This is a genomic window from Peribacillus sp. NPDC058002 (assembly GCF_042886655.1).
Taxonomy (GTDB): domain Bacteria; phylum Bacillota; class Bacilli; order Bacillales; family DSM-1321; genus Peribacillus; species Peribacillus aracenensis.
The window spans coordinates 61039-79244 of the sequence record NZ_JBHVQU010000003.1 but is presented as its reverse complement, the minus strand read 5'-3'; the positions used below and the strand labels follow the sequence as shown (position 1 = coordinate 79244).

Annotated in this window: 19 protein-coding genes; 2 read left to right on the top strand and 17 right to left on the bottom strand. The window is 41.2% G+C overall.

Annotated elements, in window-relative coordinates:
- Nucleotides 1-45: 45 nt before the first annotated feature.
- The 4 genes from ACFVSH_RS01645 to ssb all read right to left on the bottom strand — a co-directional run bounded on the left by ACFVSH_RS01645 (nucleotide 46) and on the right by ssb (nucleotide 4552).
- Nucleotides 46-1662 (bottom strand): ABC transporter substrate-binding protein, encoded by a 1617-nt coding sequence (locus tag ACFVSH_RS01645; RefSeq protein WP_387704455.1) that lies wholly within the window; start codon nucleotides 1660-1662, stop codon nucleotides 46-48.
- 42 nt (nucleotides 1663-1704) lie between these two features.
- Nucleotides 1705-2673: an ABC transporter ATP-binding protein gene (locus tag ACFVSH_RS01640; protein WP_387601287.1), complete on the bottom strand. Its 969-nt coding sequence runs from the start codon at nucleotides 2671-2673 to the stop codon at nucleotides 1705-1707.
- Entirely contained in the window at nucleotides 2654-3658 is a 1005-nt protein-coding gene (locus ACFVSH_RS01635) for an ABC transporter ATP-binding protein (protein WP_387601289.1), read from the bottom strand. Before ACFVSH_RS01635 ends, ACFVSH_RS01640 begins: the two co-directional genes overlap by 20 nt.
- A 531-nt stretch (nucleotides 3659-4189) precedes the next feature.
- Nucleotides 4190-4552 (bottom strand): single-stranded DNA-binding protein, encoded by a 363-nt coding sequence (ssb, locus tag ACFVSH_RS01630; protein ID WP_387601292.1) that lies wholly within the window; start codon nucleotides 4550-4552, stop codon nucleotides 4190-4192.
- 360 nt (nucleotides 4553-4912) lie between these two features.
- On the opposite strand from ssb, the gene ACFVSH_RS01625 reads away from it, so the two are divergent.
- Nucleotides 4913-5347: a YwpF family protein gene (locus tag ACFVSH_RS01625; RefSeq protein WP_192207234.1), complete on the top strand. Its 435-nt coding sequence runs from the start codon at nucleotides 4913-4915 to the stop codon at nucleotides 5345-5347.
- A gap of 116 nt (nucleotides 5348-5463) precedes the next feature.
- Here ACFVSH_RS01625 and ACFVSH_RS01620 read toward each other — a convergent pair whose 3' ends face one another.
- The 8 genes from ACFVSH_RS01620 to spoIIQ form a co-directional block, all read right to left on the bottom strand.
- Nucleotides 5464-5745 (bottom strand): hypothetical protein, encoded by a 282-nt coding sequence (locus ACFVSH_RS01620; RefSeq protein ID WP_387704454.1) that lies wholly within the window; start codon nucleotides 5743-5745, stop codon nucleotides 5464-5466.
- Between the two features lie 517 nt (nucleotides 5746-6262).
- Nucleotides 6263-6691 carry a 3-hydroxyacyl-ACP dehydratase FabZ gene (fabZ, locus tag ACFVSH_RS01615; protein ID WP_034315755.1) on the bottom strand — a complete coding sequence of 143 codons (429 nt, stop codon included), beginning with the start codon at nucleotides 6689-6691 and terminating at the stop codon, nucleotides 6263-6265.
- 127 nt (nucleotides 6692-6818) lie between these two features.
- On the bottom strand, nucleotides 6819-7073 hold the full coding sequence (locus tag ACFVSH_RS01610) for a DNA-directed RNA polymerase subunit beta (protein WP_137016469.1): 255 nt from the start codon (nucleotides 7071-7073) through the stop codon (nucleotides 6819-6821).
- 168 nt (nucleotides 7074-7241) lie between these two features.
- Entirely contained in the window at nucleotides 7242-8084 is an 843-nt protein-coding gene (locus tag ACFVSH_RS01605; RefSeq protein ID WP_387704453.1) for a flagellar hook-basal body protein, read from the bottom strand.
- A 53-nt stretch (nucleotides 8085-8137) separates the two neighbouring features.
- Nucleotides 8138-8977: a flagellar hook-basal body protein gene (locus tag ACFVSH_RS01600; RefSeq protein ID WP_387704451.1), complete on the bottom strand. Its 840-nt coding sequence runs from the start codon at nucleotides 8975-8977 to the stop codon at nucleotides 8138-8140.
- A gap of 278 nt (nucleotides 8978-9255) precedes the next feature.
- Entirely contained in the window at nucleotides 9256-10257 is a 1002-nt protein-coding gene (gene mreB / locus ACFVSH_RS01595) for a rod shape-determining protein (RefSeq protein ID WP_260286845.1), read from the bottom strand.
- A gap of 303 nt (nucleotides 10258-10560) precedes the next feature.
- Complete coding sequence (gene spoIIID / locus ACFVSH_RS01590) at nucleotides 10561-10833, bottom strand: sporulation transcriptional regulator SpoIIID (RefSeq protein WP_034315767.1); 273 nt, start codon at nucleotides 10831-10833, stop codon at nucleotides 10561-10563.
- A 432-nt stretch (nucleotides 10834-11265) separates the two neighbouring features.
- Nucleotides 11266-12204 (bottom strand): stage II sporulation protein SpoIIQ, encoded by a 939-nt coding sequence (gene spoIIQ, locus ACFVSH_RS01585; RefSeq protein WP_387704449.1) that lies wholly within the window; start codon nucleotides 12202-12204, stop codon nucleotides 11266-11268.
- A 152-nt stretch (nucleotides 12205-12356) separates the two neighbouring features.
- On the opposite strand from spoIIQ, the gene ACFVSH_RS01580 reads away from it, so the two are divergent.
- The gene (locus ACFVSH_RS01580) at nucleotides 12357-12782 is read left to right on the top strand and encodes a VanZ family protein (protein ID WP_387601307.1); all 426 of its coding nucleotides are present in this window, start codon (nucleotides 12357-12359) and stop codon (nucleotides 12780-12782) included.
- A gap of 20 nt (nucleotides 12783-12802) precedes the next feature.
- On the opposite strand, the gene spoIID is transcribed toward ACFVSH_RS01580, so the two are convergent.
- From spoIID to nuoN, 5 genes are all read right to left on the bottom strand, one after another.
- Nucleotides 12803-13840, bottom strand: coding sequence for a stage II sporulation protein D (gene spoIID / locus ACFVSH_RS01575; RefSeq protein ID WP_387704447.1), 1038 nt, complete (start codon nucleotides 13838-13840; stop codon nucleotides 12803-12805).
- A 204-nt stretch (nucleotides 13841-14044) separates the two neighbouring features.
- On the bottom strand, nucleotides 14045-15346 hold the full coding sequence (murA, locus tag ACFVSH_RS01570; RefSeq protein WP_260286858.1) for a UDP-N-acetylglucosamine 1-carboxyvinyltransferase: 1302 nt from the start codon (nucleotides 15344-15346) through the stop codon (nucleotides 14045-14047).
- A gap of 32 nt (nucleotides 15347-15378) precedes the next feature.
- A complete protein-coding gene (locus ACFVSH_RS01565) occupies nucleotides 15379-16128 on the bottom strand; it encodes a YwmB family TATA-box binding protein (RefSeq protein ID WP_387601313.1) in 750 nt (249 codons plus the stop codon).
- A gap of 158 nt (nucleotides 16129-16286) precedes the next feature.
- Nucleotides 16287-16529, bottom strand: a complete 243-nt coding sequence (locus ACFVSH_RS01560) for a DUF1146 family protein (RefSeq protein ID WP_192207241.1) — start codon at nucleotides 16527-16529, stop codon at nucleotides 16287-16289.
- Between the two features lie 149 nt (nucleotides 16530-16678).
- Complete coding sequence (nuoN, locus tag ACFVSH_RS01555) at nucleotides 16679-18205, bottom strand: NADH-quinone oxidoreductase subunit NuoN (protein ID WP_387601317.1); 1527 nt, start codon at nucleotides 18203-18205, stop codon at nucleotides 16679-16681.
- Between the last annotated feature and the right edge of the window lies 1 nt (nucleotide 18206).

Genomic DNA, 18206 nt, shown 5'->3' with positions numbered 1-18206 from the left:
AAAACCGGGAAGCATGCAAGACTCCATACTACCCGGTTCGTACGGTTAATTTTCTAGTGATACATTAACAAGGGATTGTGAACCAGTTGGATGTGGAACAAACCCTTTGACCGTCTTAGATCCGGCTAACTGCGGTAAAGAGTGTACAAGCGGAACCCATGGAGCATCTTCATGGATGATTTCCTGTGCTTTTCCATACAGCACATTGCGCTTGGCTTCATCTGCCGTGGACTGAGCTTCGATCAGCAGTTTATGGACCTCATCGTTTGCGTAACGGGCATAGTTGTTGGAGCCGATATTATCTTTATCCAATAATGTATAAAGGAAGTTATCCGCATCTCCATTATCTCCTGTCCAGCCCATCATGAAGGATTGGGCTTCACCAGCCTGCACTTTCTCTAAATATGCAGCCCATTCGTACGAAACGATATTCGCTTCGATGCCGACTTGTTTTAGGTTTGCTTGAATGGCTTCAGCCACTTTTTGACCATCTGGCATATATGGGCGCGGTACCGGCATTGCCCATAGGTCCATTTTAAATCCGTCTTCAAGTCCAGCCTTTTTCAGCAGTTCTTTCGCTTTTTCTACATCATAATCATAGTCTTCGACTTTGTCATTGTAGCCAGAAACGGATGGCGGCATAGGATTCTTGGCAGGCTCTGCTGTGCCTTCATAAAAATTATCAATGATTTCCTTTTTATTGATCAAATGCGAGATCGCTTGACGCACTTCTTTCTTGTCGAATGGCGCTTTCTCAACATTGAAAGCAAAGTACCCGACGTTCATGGATGCTCGTTCGAATATTTGCAGGTTTTCATCTCCTGTAACCTTACTGATATCACTTGGGTTCAACCCGTCCATCAGGTCGATTTCACCCTTGATTGCAGCATTTAATCGCGCAGAGTTATCTTTAATGACCTTAAACGTGATTCCATCAAGTTTCGGCAGTCCTTCTTGCCAGTAGTCATCGTTTTTCACCACTTCAATCGTATCGCCAGGTTTCCATGATTTGAATTTGAAAGGACCTGTACCAGATGGATTTTTAGTGAAGTCATCACCCTCTTTTTCAATTCCAGCCGGACTGGCTATTGCAAATGTAGGCATAGCAAGGTTTTTCAGGAACGGCGCCTGCGGACGGTTCAAAGTGAATTCCACCGTGCTGGCATCGACCGCTTTTACTTCTTTGATGACATGGCCTTCATCACCTTCAAATCCTCCGAACATGGAGGCATAGTACGCAAATTTACCCTCATCCTTACTTTGTGCCCAACGTTGAAAGTTTTTTACGACAGCATCTGCATTGAAATCAGTACCATCATGGAACTTGATTCCGGTTTTCAATTTGAATGTGTATGTTTTTGCGTCATCGGACACTTCCCATGATTCTGCAAGACCCGGATTGATTTCCGTATCATCTTCCCCATATTTCACAAGCGTTTCAAAAATCTGCTGTGTGACGATGAATGATTCCCCATCTGTTACGATGGCCGGGTCAAGACCGACAGCGTCTCCGCCTTTACCGTATATCAATACGCCGCCCCTCGCTTCACTCGATCCCCCTTTACCATCATCTTTCTCTTTTGATGTAGACGAGGAGCATCCCGCAAGCGCTAGCGAAAGAGCCAGGATACCAACCAGCAATAATGCCAATGTTTTCTTCATATTCTTCCCCCTTATTATTTGCGAATTTATGTATACGTCGTGTCAATTGTATAAATGACAAGCAACGTAGTGACCAGATTTATGTTCGTTCAGGATTGGCTTTTCCGTACTGCATACTGCCATCGCCTTCGGACATCTTGTATGGAATGGACAGCCGCCGGGCGGTTTTGATGGGCTTGGAACATCTCCCTGCAGGATTACCCTATCCCCCTTGTATCCCACATCCGGGATGGGCACGGCTGATAATAAAGCCTGCGTATATGGATGAAGCGGATCTTCATAAAGTCCTTCACTTTCCGTCAATTCAACTATATGTCCAAGATACATGACACCGACACGGTCGGAGATATGCCTCACCACTCCAAGATCATGGGCAATGAACAAGTAGGTCAAATCAAAATCTTCCTGCAAATCCTGCAACAGATTCAAGACCTGTGCCTGGATAGACACATCCAGTGCAGACACCGGCTCATCGGCAATGATCAGTTTGGGGTTGACTGCAAGTGCCCTCGCTATGCCAATACGCTGCCGCTGGCCCCCACTGAATTGATGCGGATACCTTTTAGCATGGTAACTGCTTAAACCAACAACCTTAAGAAGTTCCTGCACACGGGCCTTTCGCGCCTTTTTATCTTTAACCCCGTGAACGATGAGTGGTTCTTCCAATATTTTCCCAATGGTATGCCTGGGATTGAGGGAAGCGAATGGGTCCTGGAAGACCATCTGCATTTCACGGCGCATCTTTCTCATTTCACTGGAAGATAAAGCTGTCAGGTCCTTTCCTTCGAAATAAACATTACCCTCACTCGGCTCAAGCAATCGAAGCAATAATCTTCCCGTAGTAGACTTTCCGCAACCGCTTTCACCAACAAGTCCTAAGGTTTCCCCTTTATAAATGGAAAAAGACAAACCATCAACTGCCTTGACCTCTCCGATGGTCTTTCCGAGAACCCCTCCTTTGATTGGAAAATGCTTCTTTAGGTTTTCTACCTTAACCAATGTTTGATTCATGCAAGGCAGCTCCTTTCCCATCTTCATACAGCCAGCAGCGAACATGCTGACCCTCATCGAATTTCAATAGAGACGGGGTCCCATTTATACATTGCTCCATTGCATGGGAGCACCGGGGGGCAAACTGGCACCCGAGGCTGCTTGTCCCAGGTTTTGGCACATTACCCGGTATTGAATAAAGGCGATCTTTCTTTATTCGCATATCGGGAATCGACTGAAGTAAACCGACAGTATAAGGATGCTTGGGGTTTTGGAAAATCGTTTGCACATTTCCTTCCTCTATCACCTTGCCGGCATACATGACAATGACACGTTCACACATTTGCGCCACTACTCCAAGATCATGGGTAATCATCATGATTGCCGTGTCTGTTTCTTTATTTAAATTCTTCATTAACTCCAGGATTTGTGCCTGGATCGTCACATCCAAAGCCGTTGTCGGTTCATCGGCTATGAGGAGTTTAGGTTCGCAAATCATGGCCATTGCTATCATGACCCTTTGTCTCATTCCACCTGAAAGCTGATGCGGATATTCTTTGAGCAATTCCTCGGCACGGCCAAGCCCAACCAGCTTCAGCATTTCCACCGCTCTATGCCGGGCCTGTTTCTTGTTCCATTTTTTATGTATCCGAAGCGTCTCGACCAACTGCTCGCCAATAGTGAACACAGGATTCAAGCTAGTCATCGGTTCCTGGAATATCATCGCTATATCATTCCCGCGAATTTTTCTCATTTTCGCTTCAGAGGCATTCGCGATGTTCTCTCCTTTAAAGAGGATTTCCCCCTCCACCTTACCAGCAGGCGAAGGAACCAGACCCATGATGGACAGAGAAGTTACGCTTTTTCCGCATCCCGATTCTCCTACAATCCCTAAAACCTCACCAGGATTGACATGGAAATCGATTGAATTCACGACAGGAATCACCCCATCGTCCGTACGAAAACTGGTTCGCAGCCCATTCACCTTAATAATTGGTTCGTCCATCAAATCACTTCCTATATATAACTTTTTTTCCAATTATATTATTGGGTTTATTATTGCATCAAAATTAAAATATTACAATATATTTTCTAAAAATTCTAATTTAACAGAATTATTTTTTTATTTTCCCCATTTACACACATTTTGGCACAAAAAAAATGACTGCTTATTTGCAGTCATTAACAATGGGGAAATCATATAACTCGATTTTATTGAGGGTAAATCGAGGTTTCCAGCGGGGAAGAAGCTATATTAGCTTTTGGGGAATGAATGGATGAAAGATAATCTATATACTACTGTCACGTTTCACTATATTTCCCTGAGAATCTGTGCATGTATTTTTCATTATGGTCCTATAAATACTTTTATTATTTCCAATGTAGTAAGCATCAAATTGCTCTGTCCTACTATTCATTATTAGAAGTTTTCAAATAGGTCTTCATCACATGTCAAATTTAACTCACCCATACACTTTCTTGAAAACAATCTTGCTTCCGTGCTGGGGCAAGCCATCATTCCACCCTTCACGTAACACTATAAACCAATATGTTCAAAATCTTTGGGCTTAATATCATTTTGTTTAGATCCAATGAATTGAACCCTCTCGGCAACCACTTCAGTTACATATACATATTTGCCCTCCTGATTTTCGTATCTCCTTGTTTGTATTCTGCCAGTTATGCCGATCGTTGCACCCTTTTTACAATATTGAGCAGTATTTTCAGCCGACTTTTTCCATATGATACACTGTACGAAGTCCGCCTCATAGTTACCGACAGTATTACGGAAGTTCCGGTTGACTGCTAACGTGATATTGGAAACAGCCTTGCCCTCGGGTGTGTATCTTAATTCAGGATCCTTCGTAAGCCTGCCGACGAGGGTAACTTGGTTAATCATCTTTTCACTCCTTTCTCTTTAATATGCATTAATCATACTCTTTCTTCCATCTATTAAAAAATCGACGAAATGGTCTTATTACACCATTTTTCTTCATGAAAAACCGTTTGGATGATGCAAAATCGTTTTTTATTGATTGAAACCAGGCGAAAAACGAATAGTTAACAAAATTAAATATTTTGCAAATTTTTATTCTATCCTTCATAATTTAGACAAATGTTGGGTTTTCATTTCATTAAGGAACTTTTTTTTAGTATGATATAATTACCTTTAAAAGGATTAAATCGATATGTACCATTTCAAAAATTTACGTTGAAGAGAGGTAATACCGCTCTTTCTTGCAAGAAACGGAGGAATTAGATGAAATCATTTAAATTGATCTCGTTGCAAATTGTTACTGAAAATTTAAACTTGATCGATATCGCTTTAACAGATGGACTGATTATAAATAAAGAAAACGACGCCAGAACATGGTTACTGGAAGCCTTTGTAGAAGAAAATCATTTCAATAAGCTTCAGCCCTCACTTCCCAATATAGACGGAGAGGTGTATATCCAGGCAGTCATTACCAAAAAGGACAATGAACCGGCTTTGTTCCACACTGTTTTACGAACAATAAGAAAAGTGGGCAACCATTATAGCCTTCTATTCGTTGGCCACATCCAAAAGACACGGAGCAAATATGCAGAACTCCTTCTTGAAGATTTGGTCCAAAAAGGCCTATCCGGCGACGAATTACTAAAAGAGTTCAAGCAAAAAATCCGCTCAAAGCCTAAATTGGCAACTAATAAGTAAAAAACCCTTCCCTTAATTCCCATCCATAATCGAATGCACATAAAAAAGACTGACTTAGACGAATAAGGATACCAATCCTCTTCTTACCTAAGCCAGTCTTTCTCATTCTGTGCTAATTACCTATTTTTGTCGTCATCTTTATTATCGTCTTTAATCAAGTCATCCGCATCATTATCGACGTTATCATTGACGTTATTATCGTTGTTATCAAGTACTCCATCATTATTGTTATCATTCATATTATCGTTGTTATCATTTACACCATTGTTATCATCATCCATGATGTTGTTATCATTTTCTGGTGCGGGATTGTTGTCATTATCATTCGTTCCGCATCCAGCAAGGAACATAATTGATAATAAAGATCCCCCAAGTAGTGCAAAAATTTTCTTCATCATTTTTGGCAACCTCCCTTCTTTCTTTATCATTAGCTATTTTGCCCGAATGTGAAAATAACTTGCGCCCTATTTTAAATTAAGGCTGTTTTCGCATACTTTGTTGCTATTTACCAAGTAAAGCGGTGTGGTTGATTTCCCCTCCAGATGCTCGCTTTCCGCGGGGCGGGCGGTGAGCCTCCTCGGCGTAAACGCCTGTGGGGTCTCATCTGTCCCGCTGCTCCCGCAGGAGTCTCGCACTTACGCTACAATCAACCTTAAATCGTTAAGTTTTTAAAAACAACAATCTTTACGAAAAGAGCCTAAATTAAAAAAGAAAAATCCGCTTTGCTTACTCAAATAAAAAATGCCGGACATATAAAATGTCCGGCACTCAAAGGGAGAATAAAAAGTTCAAAAACCGCTCTTGCTTTAAAAAGGCAATGCAGTGCTTTTTATATACACCGCTTCACGGTTCCTTAAACCCTTTTCCGAGAAATTTAGTTTCAACATTCCATTTCCCTTTCGCGGAAAATGAATCTTATTTGTCACCAAAAGCAAACATGATATCGGCTTCACACGCTGTTTCTCCATCTACCGTTGCCACTGCTTTCCCTTTACCCATTGACCCTCTCATACGCACTATTTCCACTTCCAGACGCAGCTGATCACCTGGTTTAACTTGCTTCTTAAAGCGGCAATTATCAATCCCAGCGAAAAAGGCAAGCCGCCCTTTGTATTCTTCTTGTTTCAAAACGGCTACAGCACCGACTTGCGCTAATGCCTCTACAATCAAAACTCCAGGCATAACTGGATAATCGGGGAAATGGCCATTAAAGAACTCTTCATTTGCTGAGACATTCTTCAATCCAACCGCTCTTTTCCCTTCATCTATTTCTATGATCCGGTCGACTAATAAGAATGGGTAACGATGCGGGATAATTTCCTTTATTTGTGTGATATCAAGCATAATCTTCCTCCTATGACTTAAATATTTCTAACATTACATAAACTCGCCCCTGTCATGTAGACAGAGACGTAGTTGCCATGCAATATAAATTCCGATAACGACAGCAACTACTAAAAAAAACATGGAACTACGCACCCTTGTTCACTATATCAATAATATGGGTCCATGTGGATTTTTGGAAAACATCCATTGCATGTCCTCCACCAATCACACTATATCCTAATAGTGCCCCGGATAATACAGCAATGAAAATCAATCCAATAACAATGAGTAAACGAAGCCAAATCGGCAAAAGACGGACCTTGATCCTACGATTCGGTTTCGCCTCAACTTCCTTTATCTCTTCTTCAATTTGTTGTCTCATTACACGATTTTGTTCCATATAGAATGTGAAAGCTCCTTTTAAGAAAACTCGCCGACTGATTTTCCCTTTACACCAGAAATTCAGCAGCTATGCAAAATGATCGGCACGAATGATTCCTTTTGTTATGAATCCATTATAACCGATTTGCTCTAATTCCGCAGGGAGACATTTTATTTACCAGAAACCTTAACGGATTCCATTGACCAATCCGCTCATTTGATCAGCCATCGTTACAGCCCGGGATTGAAATTGGTAGGACCGTTGAACATTGATTAGATCCGTCATTTCTTTGGAAAGATCGACATTTGATGACTCCAGAGACCCTTGACGGACTGCTGCCCTGTTACGGGAATCCCCTGTTAATGCAGTCATGATCTCGTCTTTGTTAACACCCAAGGCATTGAAGTTTTTGGGCAGGCCAAGTAAATTTCCGCCTAGCTGGTCAAGAAATTGCGGTTTCTTGACCGAGACGATTCCGAGTCCAAATCTCTTTTCGCCATATTCTTCCGTATCCACTATCAATAAGCCATTTTCCGAAATCTTAATGTCCTTAATGTTTCCGTCAATGAGGATCGGTTCACCATTTTCATCAAGGACTTTATGTCCAGCAGAGGTAACGAGCATCATTTGGTCGTTAGCATTAGGAGATAAATAAAAGGCCCCATCCCTTGTAAGCCTTGTATTGACCCCATTATCATCTTGAACGCTTACTATGAAGAATTGGTCATCGCGGGTGAATGCAGCATCAAGGTTGCGGTCCGTCGTCTTTAAGGCTCCCTGTGAAAGCACCAATTGAGATTGGCTTATCATAGCCCCTGTTCCTTGCCGGATGCCAGGTGTGGTCAATCTTCCTTTTTCCTTGGTCTCACTCGGTTGATTATTGAAGCTCTGTGTCAATAAGTCATTGAAACTCGTTTGGGTCTTTTTGTAGGCAGTCGTGTCCGCATTCGCGATATTATTACCTATTTGGTCGATTTTACTTTGAAGTTGGTTTAGCGTATTCGTCGCAGTCATCATCGTACGATTCATGGTTTTTCCCCTTACATGTTCAAATTTCCAAAGTCATTTTTCCTACTGTTCAATTAAAGCCTGCCAACTTCATTGACCGCTTTATCCAAACTTTTATCATAGGCTTGAAGAACCTTCTGACTCGCTTCAAAAGAGCGGTATGCAGACATCATTTCTGTCATCGTTCTCGATTGGTCAACATTGGAGCCTTCAAGAAAGCCTTGCTTAGTAGAAAAACCGACATCTGCAGCCGCATATGCACTAGGTAAATCCCCATCATTCGCAGCCTTGTATAGGCCTTCCCCATCCTTCATGAGCTGTAATGACGGATCATCCGAATAACCGATGCCCATACGTGCGGTTTGAGCATTTCCTTCTAAAATAACACCGTTTTCCGCTACTGTGAATTGATCGCTATCAAGCTGGATCTTTTCATTATTTTCGTTCAATACATAATGACCGGCAGGCGTAGTCAGATAACCTTGCCCATCCAGGGTGAAGCTGCCGTTACGCGTATAACGGATAGCACCATCATCATCCTGGACAGTAAAAAAAACCGATCCCTGCCGACCCGTTTCAACATTGATCGGAAGGTTTTCATCGACCAAGGAAATATCCGTATTAAGCTGGGTTTCCTCCAATGTGCCCTGGACAAATAAAGGATTTGCCTCCTGTACATAAACACCCGTACTGAGCCCTCCAACCTGGGATAAGTTAGACATGCTCAATTTGCTCTCCGTAGGAACCGTTTTACCACCTATGTTGCTTATGAGCATTTCAGGAAAAGACCTTATACTCATTTGATCCGCTTTATATCCTGTAGTATTCGCGTTGGACATATTGTTTGTGAGCAATTCTGTGCGCCTTTGCTGTGTAAGCATCCCGGAAGCAGCCGTATAAAAACCTCTTAACATCTTCTTCACTCCTCAATTTACATAACTTATCCCGTTCAATTTCTCATATCTATCTTATCGGTCATGAACATCAGTATCTTAAGGAAAGGGACAGCATTAGGCAGAAGAATTTACCTATATCGTAGGCTAGGTCAGATTTAAAGGAATGGTGTTAAACTCTCGACTAAAAGAAGAGGGCCTATTGCTCATCTGTACTAGAACTGCACGCACTTTCACTATGCCTCACGTTTGTCTGAACCTTAGACCCCTATCTTATGGTGCGGCTTTCCATCCGCTTTTTAGTTGAATTTGTGACGTGGCAATTTATCCATATTATCAAGCATGATACCGGTTCCGATTGCTACACAATCCATTGGCTGCTCGGCAACGAGTACTGGGACCTTAAGTTCTTCAGCAAGAAGTAAATCAATCCCGTGAAGCAATGCTCCCCCGCCTGTTAAAATGACGCCGCGGTCGATGATATCTGCAGAAAGTTCTGGCGGTGTCCGCTCAAGCACACTTTTTGCAGCTTGTACAATGATGGAAACCTGCTCGCGAAGAGCTTCCTCAATTTCTTCCGAGTTGACCGAAATGGTTCTAGGCAATCCCGATACCATATCGCGCCCACGGATATCGATGACTTCATTACGGGATCCAGGGAATACGGTTGCAACCTGGATTTTAATGTTTTCCGCTGTACGCTCACCAATAAGGAGCTTGTACTTCCGCTTGATATAATTTAAAATTTCATTATCGAATTTGTCACCGGCCATTTTAATTGAAGAAGATGTAACGATATCCCCCATTGAAAGAACGGCAATATCCGTTGTACCCCCGCCAATGTCTACGACCATATTGCCGCTTGGTTGAAAAATATCCATACCGGCACCGATTGCAGCCACTTTTGGTTCTTCTTCAAGGAATATTTTTTTTCCGCCGCTTTTTTCAGCCGCTTCTTTAATCGCTTTTTGTTCGACACTTGTTATGTTGGTCGGGCAACAGATTAAAATTCTAGGCTTTGAAAGGAAGCCTTTCACATTCAATGTATTGATAAAATGCTTAAGCATTGATTCTGTTACATCAAAATCCGCAATGACACCGTCTTTTAAAGGACGGATTGCGATGATGTTTCCTGGAGTACGGCCTACCATTTTACGAGCTTCTTCCCCGACGGCAAGAACACGGTTCGTATTCTTATCAATCGCAACTACCGAAGGCTCATTTAACACAATTCCTTTACCTTTGACATGTATAAGAACATTGGCTGTTCCAAGATCTATCCCAATATCTCTAGCAAACATTTCTTAAATCCTCCTTGAATATCCTCACATATAACCTACTTCTGTCCTAATTGTTTATTTTACCATATTGCATTGACACAAGTAAGTATGAATTATAAATAAACACTAATAAATACTATTATTCCCTTTTTTGCCAATATGTAAAAAAAATGATGCCTTATGTACTAAATTTCGCATTTCCCCATAAAAAAAATCCCGGCACGGAACTGCAATCAAGGTTAAGAAAAAAAATGGACATTCACTTTCATGCCCCCTTATCCCAGATTGCCCGATTCACTTCCAATTGCCGGAATGATTCAAGTATCATTTAACGATTTCTTCTTCTCTTTCAGAACGTTTATATTTTAATTTTGTCGCTTCTCCACCTCTAAGGTGGCGAATGGATTTATGATAATCCAATATATCCTTCACTTCGTTAGCCAAATCAGGATTAATTTCTGGCAGCCTCTCAGTCAAGTCTTTATGAACCGTGCTTTTAGAGACTCCGAACTCTTTTGCAATGACGCGGACTGTTTTTCTAGTTTCCACGATATACTTTCCTATCTTGATAGTTCTTTCTTTGATGTAATCGTGCACACCACTCGACCTCCCCAAATTGGATGTGAGAAGTGTGAAATGAGATTCGTATTTTTCGAATCGAATACCGCTGCCCTATAAACAATGAAAGATAGAATTATTCACCTATTAGATAATTTGTAATAAACGATTCCTCACCTCAAACACTCTCTTTGCATGGTTTATAACATCTTATTAGCTTGGTTAAGAATATATGCCTAATGGGACAGGAGGTTTGGATTTATTTCTGATTTTCATCTGTTTATTTTCATTAAGCGTAAATTATTTCCCGAGAAATTTGTCAGAAATTCAAAGGTTTCAGCATATTGGCCAATATTTCCTCGAAAAAAAAGGAAGCCGTTCAAAGTGAACGGCTTCCTTTTACCAAATTTTCAGTTGTTGTCATTCGTAACGCTCTAGGTTTTTGTTTTGATTTTATTAAAAATCTTGATCTTAATTAGATTGATTCAACGAATCTTTTAAGGAATCGCTTTCTTCAGTTGTATCTTCACCAGGGACAGAGCCTTCCTCATCAGTGCCACTCTCTAAATCAGTGCTCTCGTCAGTTTCGTCAACTGCAGGAGCTTGCTCCGTGCCAGTTTCAGATTCTTCAACTGCAGGTTTTTCCTCTTTATCAGCTTCAGAACCTTCGACTGCAGGTTTTTCTTCTTTATTAGCTGAATCTTCAAGTTCACTGCCTTCGGCTTCAGTTGCCGATTGAATCGCAGAAGCTTGTTTATCAACAAAATCAAGTGGGTTTAACGCAATGTTATCTTTTCTGATTTCGAAGTGTACATGTACGCCAGCCTCTTCATTGATTTGGCTTTTTCCAGCTGTAGCAATTGCTTGTCCTTGTTTCACTTTGTCACCGACTGCAACCTTAATGTCTTTAACAGATTGATAACGGGTAACAACGCCATCTTCATGTTCTACTTCAACTAAATTTCCAAGTAGCGCATCGTCTTGAATTTTCGTTACATTTCCACTTAAGGAAGCCTTTACATCGAAAGTCTTTCCATCTTCCATTGCAATGTCTATACCTTTGTTTTGCTCATATCTATTGTTGTAGAAAACCAATGCTTCTTCTTGTGCTTTTTCATCCGCATTCACATCATAAAACTGTTTCTTGATAACCGTTTTGTTCGCATCGGCTACAGGCATCTTGATTGTCTCAAGATTACTATTAACCTCTACAGAAGGCTCACCATAGTTTTTTCCTGTTTCAGCTGATTCCTCTTTGCCATCTTTAGCTGAATCGTTAAAACTATTTTGTAATAAGAAGGCCGCGGCTAAGATTATGGCTGCACTTGCGATATAGATTGCTGATAATGCCCAACGTTGTTTTAGTATACGTCGGATTGTGGAAGTTGGTTTCTTTTCTTCCTCTCTCATATTAATCACCTCAGCAATCATTCTGAACATTTTGTTAAGATTATATACATTCAGGAAAAAAATATTTTAGATTTATTTTGTGGAAATGAAACCGATTTTATTCGTAGAATGGTAAAATGTTTGGTATCTTACAGTTGAAGGATGTTTAAATCATGAAAAAAGCTTTTAAATTTGTGTTAACGTTATTGCCTTTCCTATATATGATTGCCATTTGGATAATGTCGAGCAACCCCGATGATATGATTCTTGATCTTCCCTCATCCTCAATTGACCGATTTATCAAAGAGGCACTTCATCTGGTCGAATTTGCCATTTTGTATATATTATTAGTTTCCGCCCTTGCTGCAAACCAAAATCTGAAACCTGGTTTAAGCCTGTTGGCGGCACTTGTGGCTTGCCTTTACGGAGTTATTGATGAATACCACCAATCCTTCGTCCCATACCGCTCCTCTACCTTAATAGATGTCATTAAAGATATCATAGGAGTAGCTGCAGTCTATTTTCATGTCCAATATCATTATTTCAAGCGTGAACGGGGCTTTTTGACCGTTATAGAAAAAATTAGTGCAAAAAAATGAGAGATGGGGATTCCCATCTCTCATTTTTTTGCTGTCATCGTATTCAGCCACTTATTTGAAGACTGAACTTTGACGCCTTTATAATAATATTTCACGATGTCTTCATAGGTTTTACCTTCCCTGGCCATGCCATTGGCACCGTATTGGCTCATTCCAACTCCGTGCCCGGATCCTTTTGTCGTGATGACAATCTGGTTGCCTTGACGCTCCCAGTCAAAATCGGATGATGTCAGCCCGAGCTTCTCACGAATCTGTTTTCCTGTCATTTTCTTTCCTGCGATTTCCACTACACCTACACGATTACCTGATGTTCTTTCAATGACAGTCCCTATTGATGTTCCCGAAGAAAGACTTACACCCAGTTTTTTTTCAAAATCGGCAGCATTCACTACAACTTTATTATAAAATTTTGGTGATTCTTCTTTATCCCAAGGACTGGATACACTTTTTAAATAAGGATAATCAGCTTGCCAATAGTCCTCGGAATTTTCCGTGTAGCCATTACTGGTCGAAAAAAAAGTGGCAGTAATCGGTTTTCCTTCATAGGTTAAAATTTGACCCGAAGTTTCTTTTATAGCCTTGTTAATTTTTTGCATCTTCGATTTATAATCAGAGCCCCACTGTTTTTTCAGCTCATCATTATTCTTATAAACTTGGTGCATGACCGTATCGCTTACATCGGCACCATCCGGCAAGCCCAGCCGACTTTCGCTTATAAGCTGATTGACAATGTAAGTTCTCGCTGTCAATGCTTGAGCCTTCAGCGCTTCTTCTTCAAAATCCGCAGGCATTTCAGCCGCAACCACACCAGTCAAGTACGATTCAATCGGCAGTTTTTCAATCTTTTTTGCAGATGTTCGGTAAACGGCAACTTCTACGGAACTCATTTCATTTGCAGCTACCTCTTTACCCTCATTCTTTACTTTCTTTTCTAATTGTTCGGTCAACTGCCCGCTTGTCTTATCATTTGAAAATGGAAGCACAAGCACTGCCGGAATCATGATAATTACGAACGCTACTGCTATGAATAGTACGATCATCGGTTTGATTGCTTTCAAATTCCTGAGCCTCCCTACACTTGTTTTCTCTGCCGTGTTTAATCGTATCCAGCAGGTATCTTTACATAACAAATGTATGTCGGGGGACAAGCTTTTATGAATAGAAAAACGACATCCATTTAACTGTAGCCGATGAATCCGGATCAAGACAAAAAAAACCATTCACGGTTCAATGACTCGAACGTGAATGGTTCTATAAGCTATTTATGCGTTTAAATCTGCAATTTTTTTTGCTTCAGCAGGTACATCTTCGTTAATACGTTCCACATCTGCACCTAGGGATGCCAATTTACCATGGAAATTCACGTACCCTCTGTCAAGATGCTTCAGTTCTGTAACACGTGTAATGCCATCTGCAACCAATCCAGTCAGGATGAGAGCTGCTGCGGCACGTAAATCTGTTGCAGCTACTTCAGCTCCTTGAATGTTAGTTGGTCCATTAACGATTACGGAACGGCCTTCTATTTTAATATTGGCATTCATGCGACGGAATTCCTCAACATGCATGAAACGGTTTTCGAAAACGGTCTCCGTAATCATACTTGTTCCTTCAGCACGCAGTAATAATGCCATCATTTGCGATTGCATATCTGTCGGGAAACCAGGATGCGGCATTGTTTTAATATCAATGGCCTTTAAGGTTTTTGGACCGATAACGCGTAATCCATCTTCTTCTTCAAGAATTTTAACGCCCATTTCCTCCATTTTAGCAATAAGGGAAGTAAGGTGTTCAGGTACAGCTCCTTGAACTAGAACATTGCCGCCAGTAAGAGCGGCCGCAGTCATGAATGTACCAGCTTCGATACGGTCAGGTATAATCGTATGTTCAGTGCCATATAATTTATCGACACCCTCGATTCTCATCGTACCTGTACCGGCACCTCTGACTTTGGCACCCATTTTATTAAGGAGATTCGCAAGATCTACAATTTCAGGCTCTTTGGCCACATTTTCAAGAATAGTTATACCCTCAGCAAGTGTTGCTGCCATCATGATGTTTTCAGTGGCACCCACACTCGGGAAGTCAAGATACACTCTTGCACCCTTAAGTCTGCCTTCTACCTCGGCATCAATGAAACCATTGCCGACCTTCACTTTTGCTCCCATCGCTTCAAAACCCTTTAAATGCTGGTCGATAGGACGTGATCCGATGGCACAGCCACCAGGAAGAGCAACGCGGGCCCGGCCATTCCTTGCTAGTAATGAGCCCATCACTAAAACGGAAGCTCTCATTTTACGTACATATTCAAATGGTGCTTCTTCTAATAACTCTCTTGATGCATCTACAGTTACTTGATTGTCATGAAAGGCAACATCTGCATTTAAGTTGCGCAATACTTCATTGATTGTATATACATCGGAGAGCGTAGGAACATCTTTAATGATACTTTTCCCATCACTTGCTAATAATGTTGCAGCGATAACTGGCAAAACGGCGTTTTTAGCACCTTCTACTTTAACTGTCCCGCTAAGCCTTTTTCCGCCGCGGACGATGATTTTTTCCAAAAGTATTCCCCTCCGCGTCCATTTTCTCTATATTAATATTCAAACGTTATGATTGGTGTGCCAACTACAAAGTTCGTTTGGTCACCCATTCCTTCTGTCCGTAGCCCAAACTGCAAATTTAATTTTTCTTTTGTCAATTGTTGTTTAAACAATGTTGAATGTGCAGATATAGATGTAAAGTTTGTTTCATGCACACTCTCAATTTCCCTTGCTTGGAACATATCTAACAGGTCTTCAGTTTTAGAGTTTAAAACCGAATCCATATTATCATTGATAGACCCTTTAATACAAGAAAAAATTGAAGGAGTTCCTATAAATAGGTCATTCACCCTGTTTTGGAACGTAGCAGTAAAAAATGCCGCATTGGCTTCTTTCCACTCTTTCCCCTCCACTTCGTAAATGACATAGGTAACTTTATCAAATTTCTCTTCCGTTGTCATTATTTTGATAGACTCGGTCAGACCTGAATCGACATTGTAAGTTAACGCCTCAGCCTTCCAGCCGGAAGCATCATCTTTCCGGTGCCATTGAAATTGAGGGTATTTTCGTTTTAAAGCTGTAACTTCGCTTTCAAACTCTTGTTTAGTTGTAATCTCTTTATTTATTTCTCTAGTGAGTACAGACCAATCCCTTATGTCCAAATCTTCATCTTTTTGTAACAGTCCCACCATTTTAACTATATCTGGTTTACTTTCTGCCACAATCGTACTATTCCCAATTAAAATCACCGTCAAACCGAGAAATACTATGTATGTTAACATTTTTTTGTTTAAATTAAACATGTTAAATCCCTCCCCTTTTACACATTCTTTCCACAAGGAGAGAGATCATACTTCAAGTTTTCCGACAATTGGTGACAACTTCCCCTTAAACTGGCAGGAAGCAAAAGCGAATACAAGAGTAGAATCATATTTTGCTATAAGAAAACTCTTACAGCTTATCAGTCATTACTAAACATATAAGGGAGTTGGTTTGCAAATCCCAGGTAGTCGAGGAAGAAATTACTTACAGCTGAACCGATGGCAACCGTTAATAAAATATATAAAACCCTGGCCTTGATGACCGAATTGGATCTTAGCATTTTATCAAAATGTAATGCCTGTAAAGCCCACCAGGTAACTGCGATGAAAAACAAGTGTGCAATAATTCCTGTTAAAGCCTGCTGTCCCATGGCTGAAAACATGTACATACCTCCTAAAAGACACCCAAATTATATTCTAACACAAAACCCCTGCATATTTGGAATTTAAAAGGAAGAATTGCAAAATATCTTTTTAAAACTGTAAATAGAGGCTTGATCCAATGGAACAAGCCTCTGATACAGGCATTATATCATTTACTCGAAATAAAGTCTGTAAATTCACCAAATTGATCATGAATAAACTCAAAGGCAATATTTGGTGCCACCCCGAAAAGAATGGTGCCTATCACGCAAATGATCAACACGGCGTAAAGACCCGGACGGATGTTAATAATCTTCTCCGAATGAATGGGTCGGAAAAAGACCTGCACCAATAATCCGAAATAATACACATAGGAAACAATGGTTCCAGCAATCATGATTCCAGCAAGGACAAAATGTCCAGGCTCCGTTATGAATGTTCCTAGAAAAATATTGAGTTTGCCAATGAAACCTGTCGTCCCGGGAATTCCAGCAAGTGCCAGGATAAATACGGTGAATGCCATGGCAAGATACGGTGATTTCCTCCCCAATCCTGCAAGAATGCTAATATCTTCTGACCCACTTTGACTGGAGAGCAGCTGAATGACTGCAAATACACCTATATTCATCAATATATAAGCCATTAGATAAAACCAGACTGTATCCAGCAGGAAATATCCCCCGCCCAATGTTGCCACCGCTACAAGCAGGTAACCCGCATGGGCGATGCTTGAATAGGCGAACAATCGTTTTAAATTTTGCTGCCTTAACGCAACCACATTTCCAATGATGATCGTCAGTCCCGCCAATGAAGCTATATAGATATTATTTTTTTCCAAAAAGTCGAGCGCTCCGAACATATCACCGGAAGCTGTTAGGTACAACGAGAGAAAAATGCGCAGGATGATGATGAAACCCGCCATTTTCGAAATTACACTCAAAAAGGCTGTGACCGGTGTCGGTGCCCCCTCATAGACATCCGGCGCCCACATATGAAATGGGGCGGCAGCTATCTTGAAGGATACACCGACAAATACCATGAAGAAAGCGAGTCCCATAATGTATTGCAGCTGGCCGTCCGTCATTGCAGCCATCGTCCGGCTCATTTCACCTAGATTGACGGAACCGGTCACTCCATATAAATAGCTCATTCCGAATAAAGTTATCGCTGTGGAAATGCCTCCGTTTATCACATACTTCATGGACGCTTCATTGGACTTCCGATCATGCTTCCGTATTCCGACCAATATATAAGATGAGAGTGAAAGAAGTTCCAGTCCAACGAACAGTGTTATCAAATCACCGCTTGAGGACATGACCATCGCTCCAAGCAAAGCGGTCAGGAACAGATAATAAAATTCCCCCCGGTGCTCCCGCAGCCCCTCTTGCGGTTCATATCCTTCAGCCAGAAGGATGATTAGGGCCGCTCCGAATAAAAGCAGCAACTTAAAAGCTTTTGCAAATGAATCTAAACGAAACGTATCGGATAAGATACTGACTGTCTCAAAGGATAGCAGGCTAATCAGTGACAAACAGGCCAAAATGATTCCGGTTAACGCAAGCCATGCCAGTTTTCTCCGATTAAAGTGCTTCGGCCAAAATAAATCCAATATCGAAAGAAACATGGCCGTTCCTAGGATGATGAATTCCGGCATCATCGCTCCCCAATCATAAGAAAGCATCGTGTTCCAATCCATC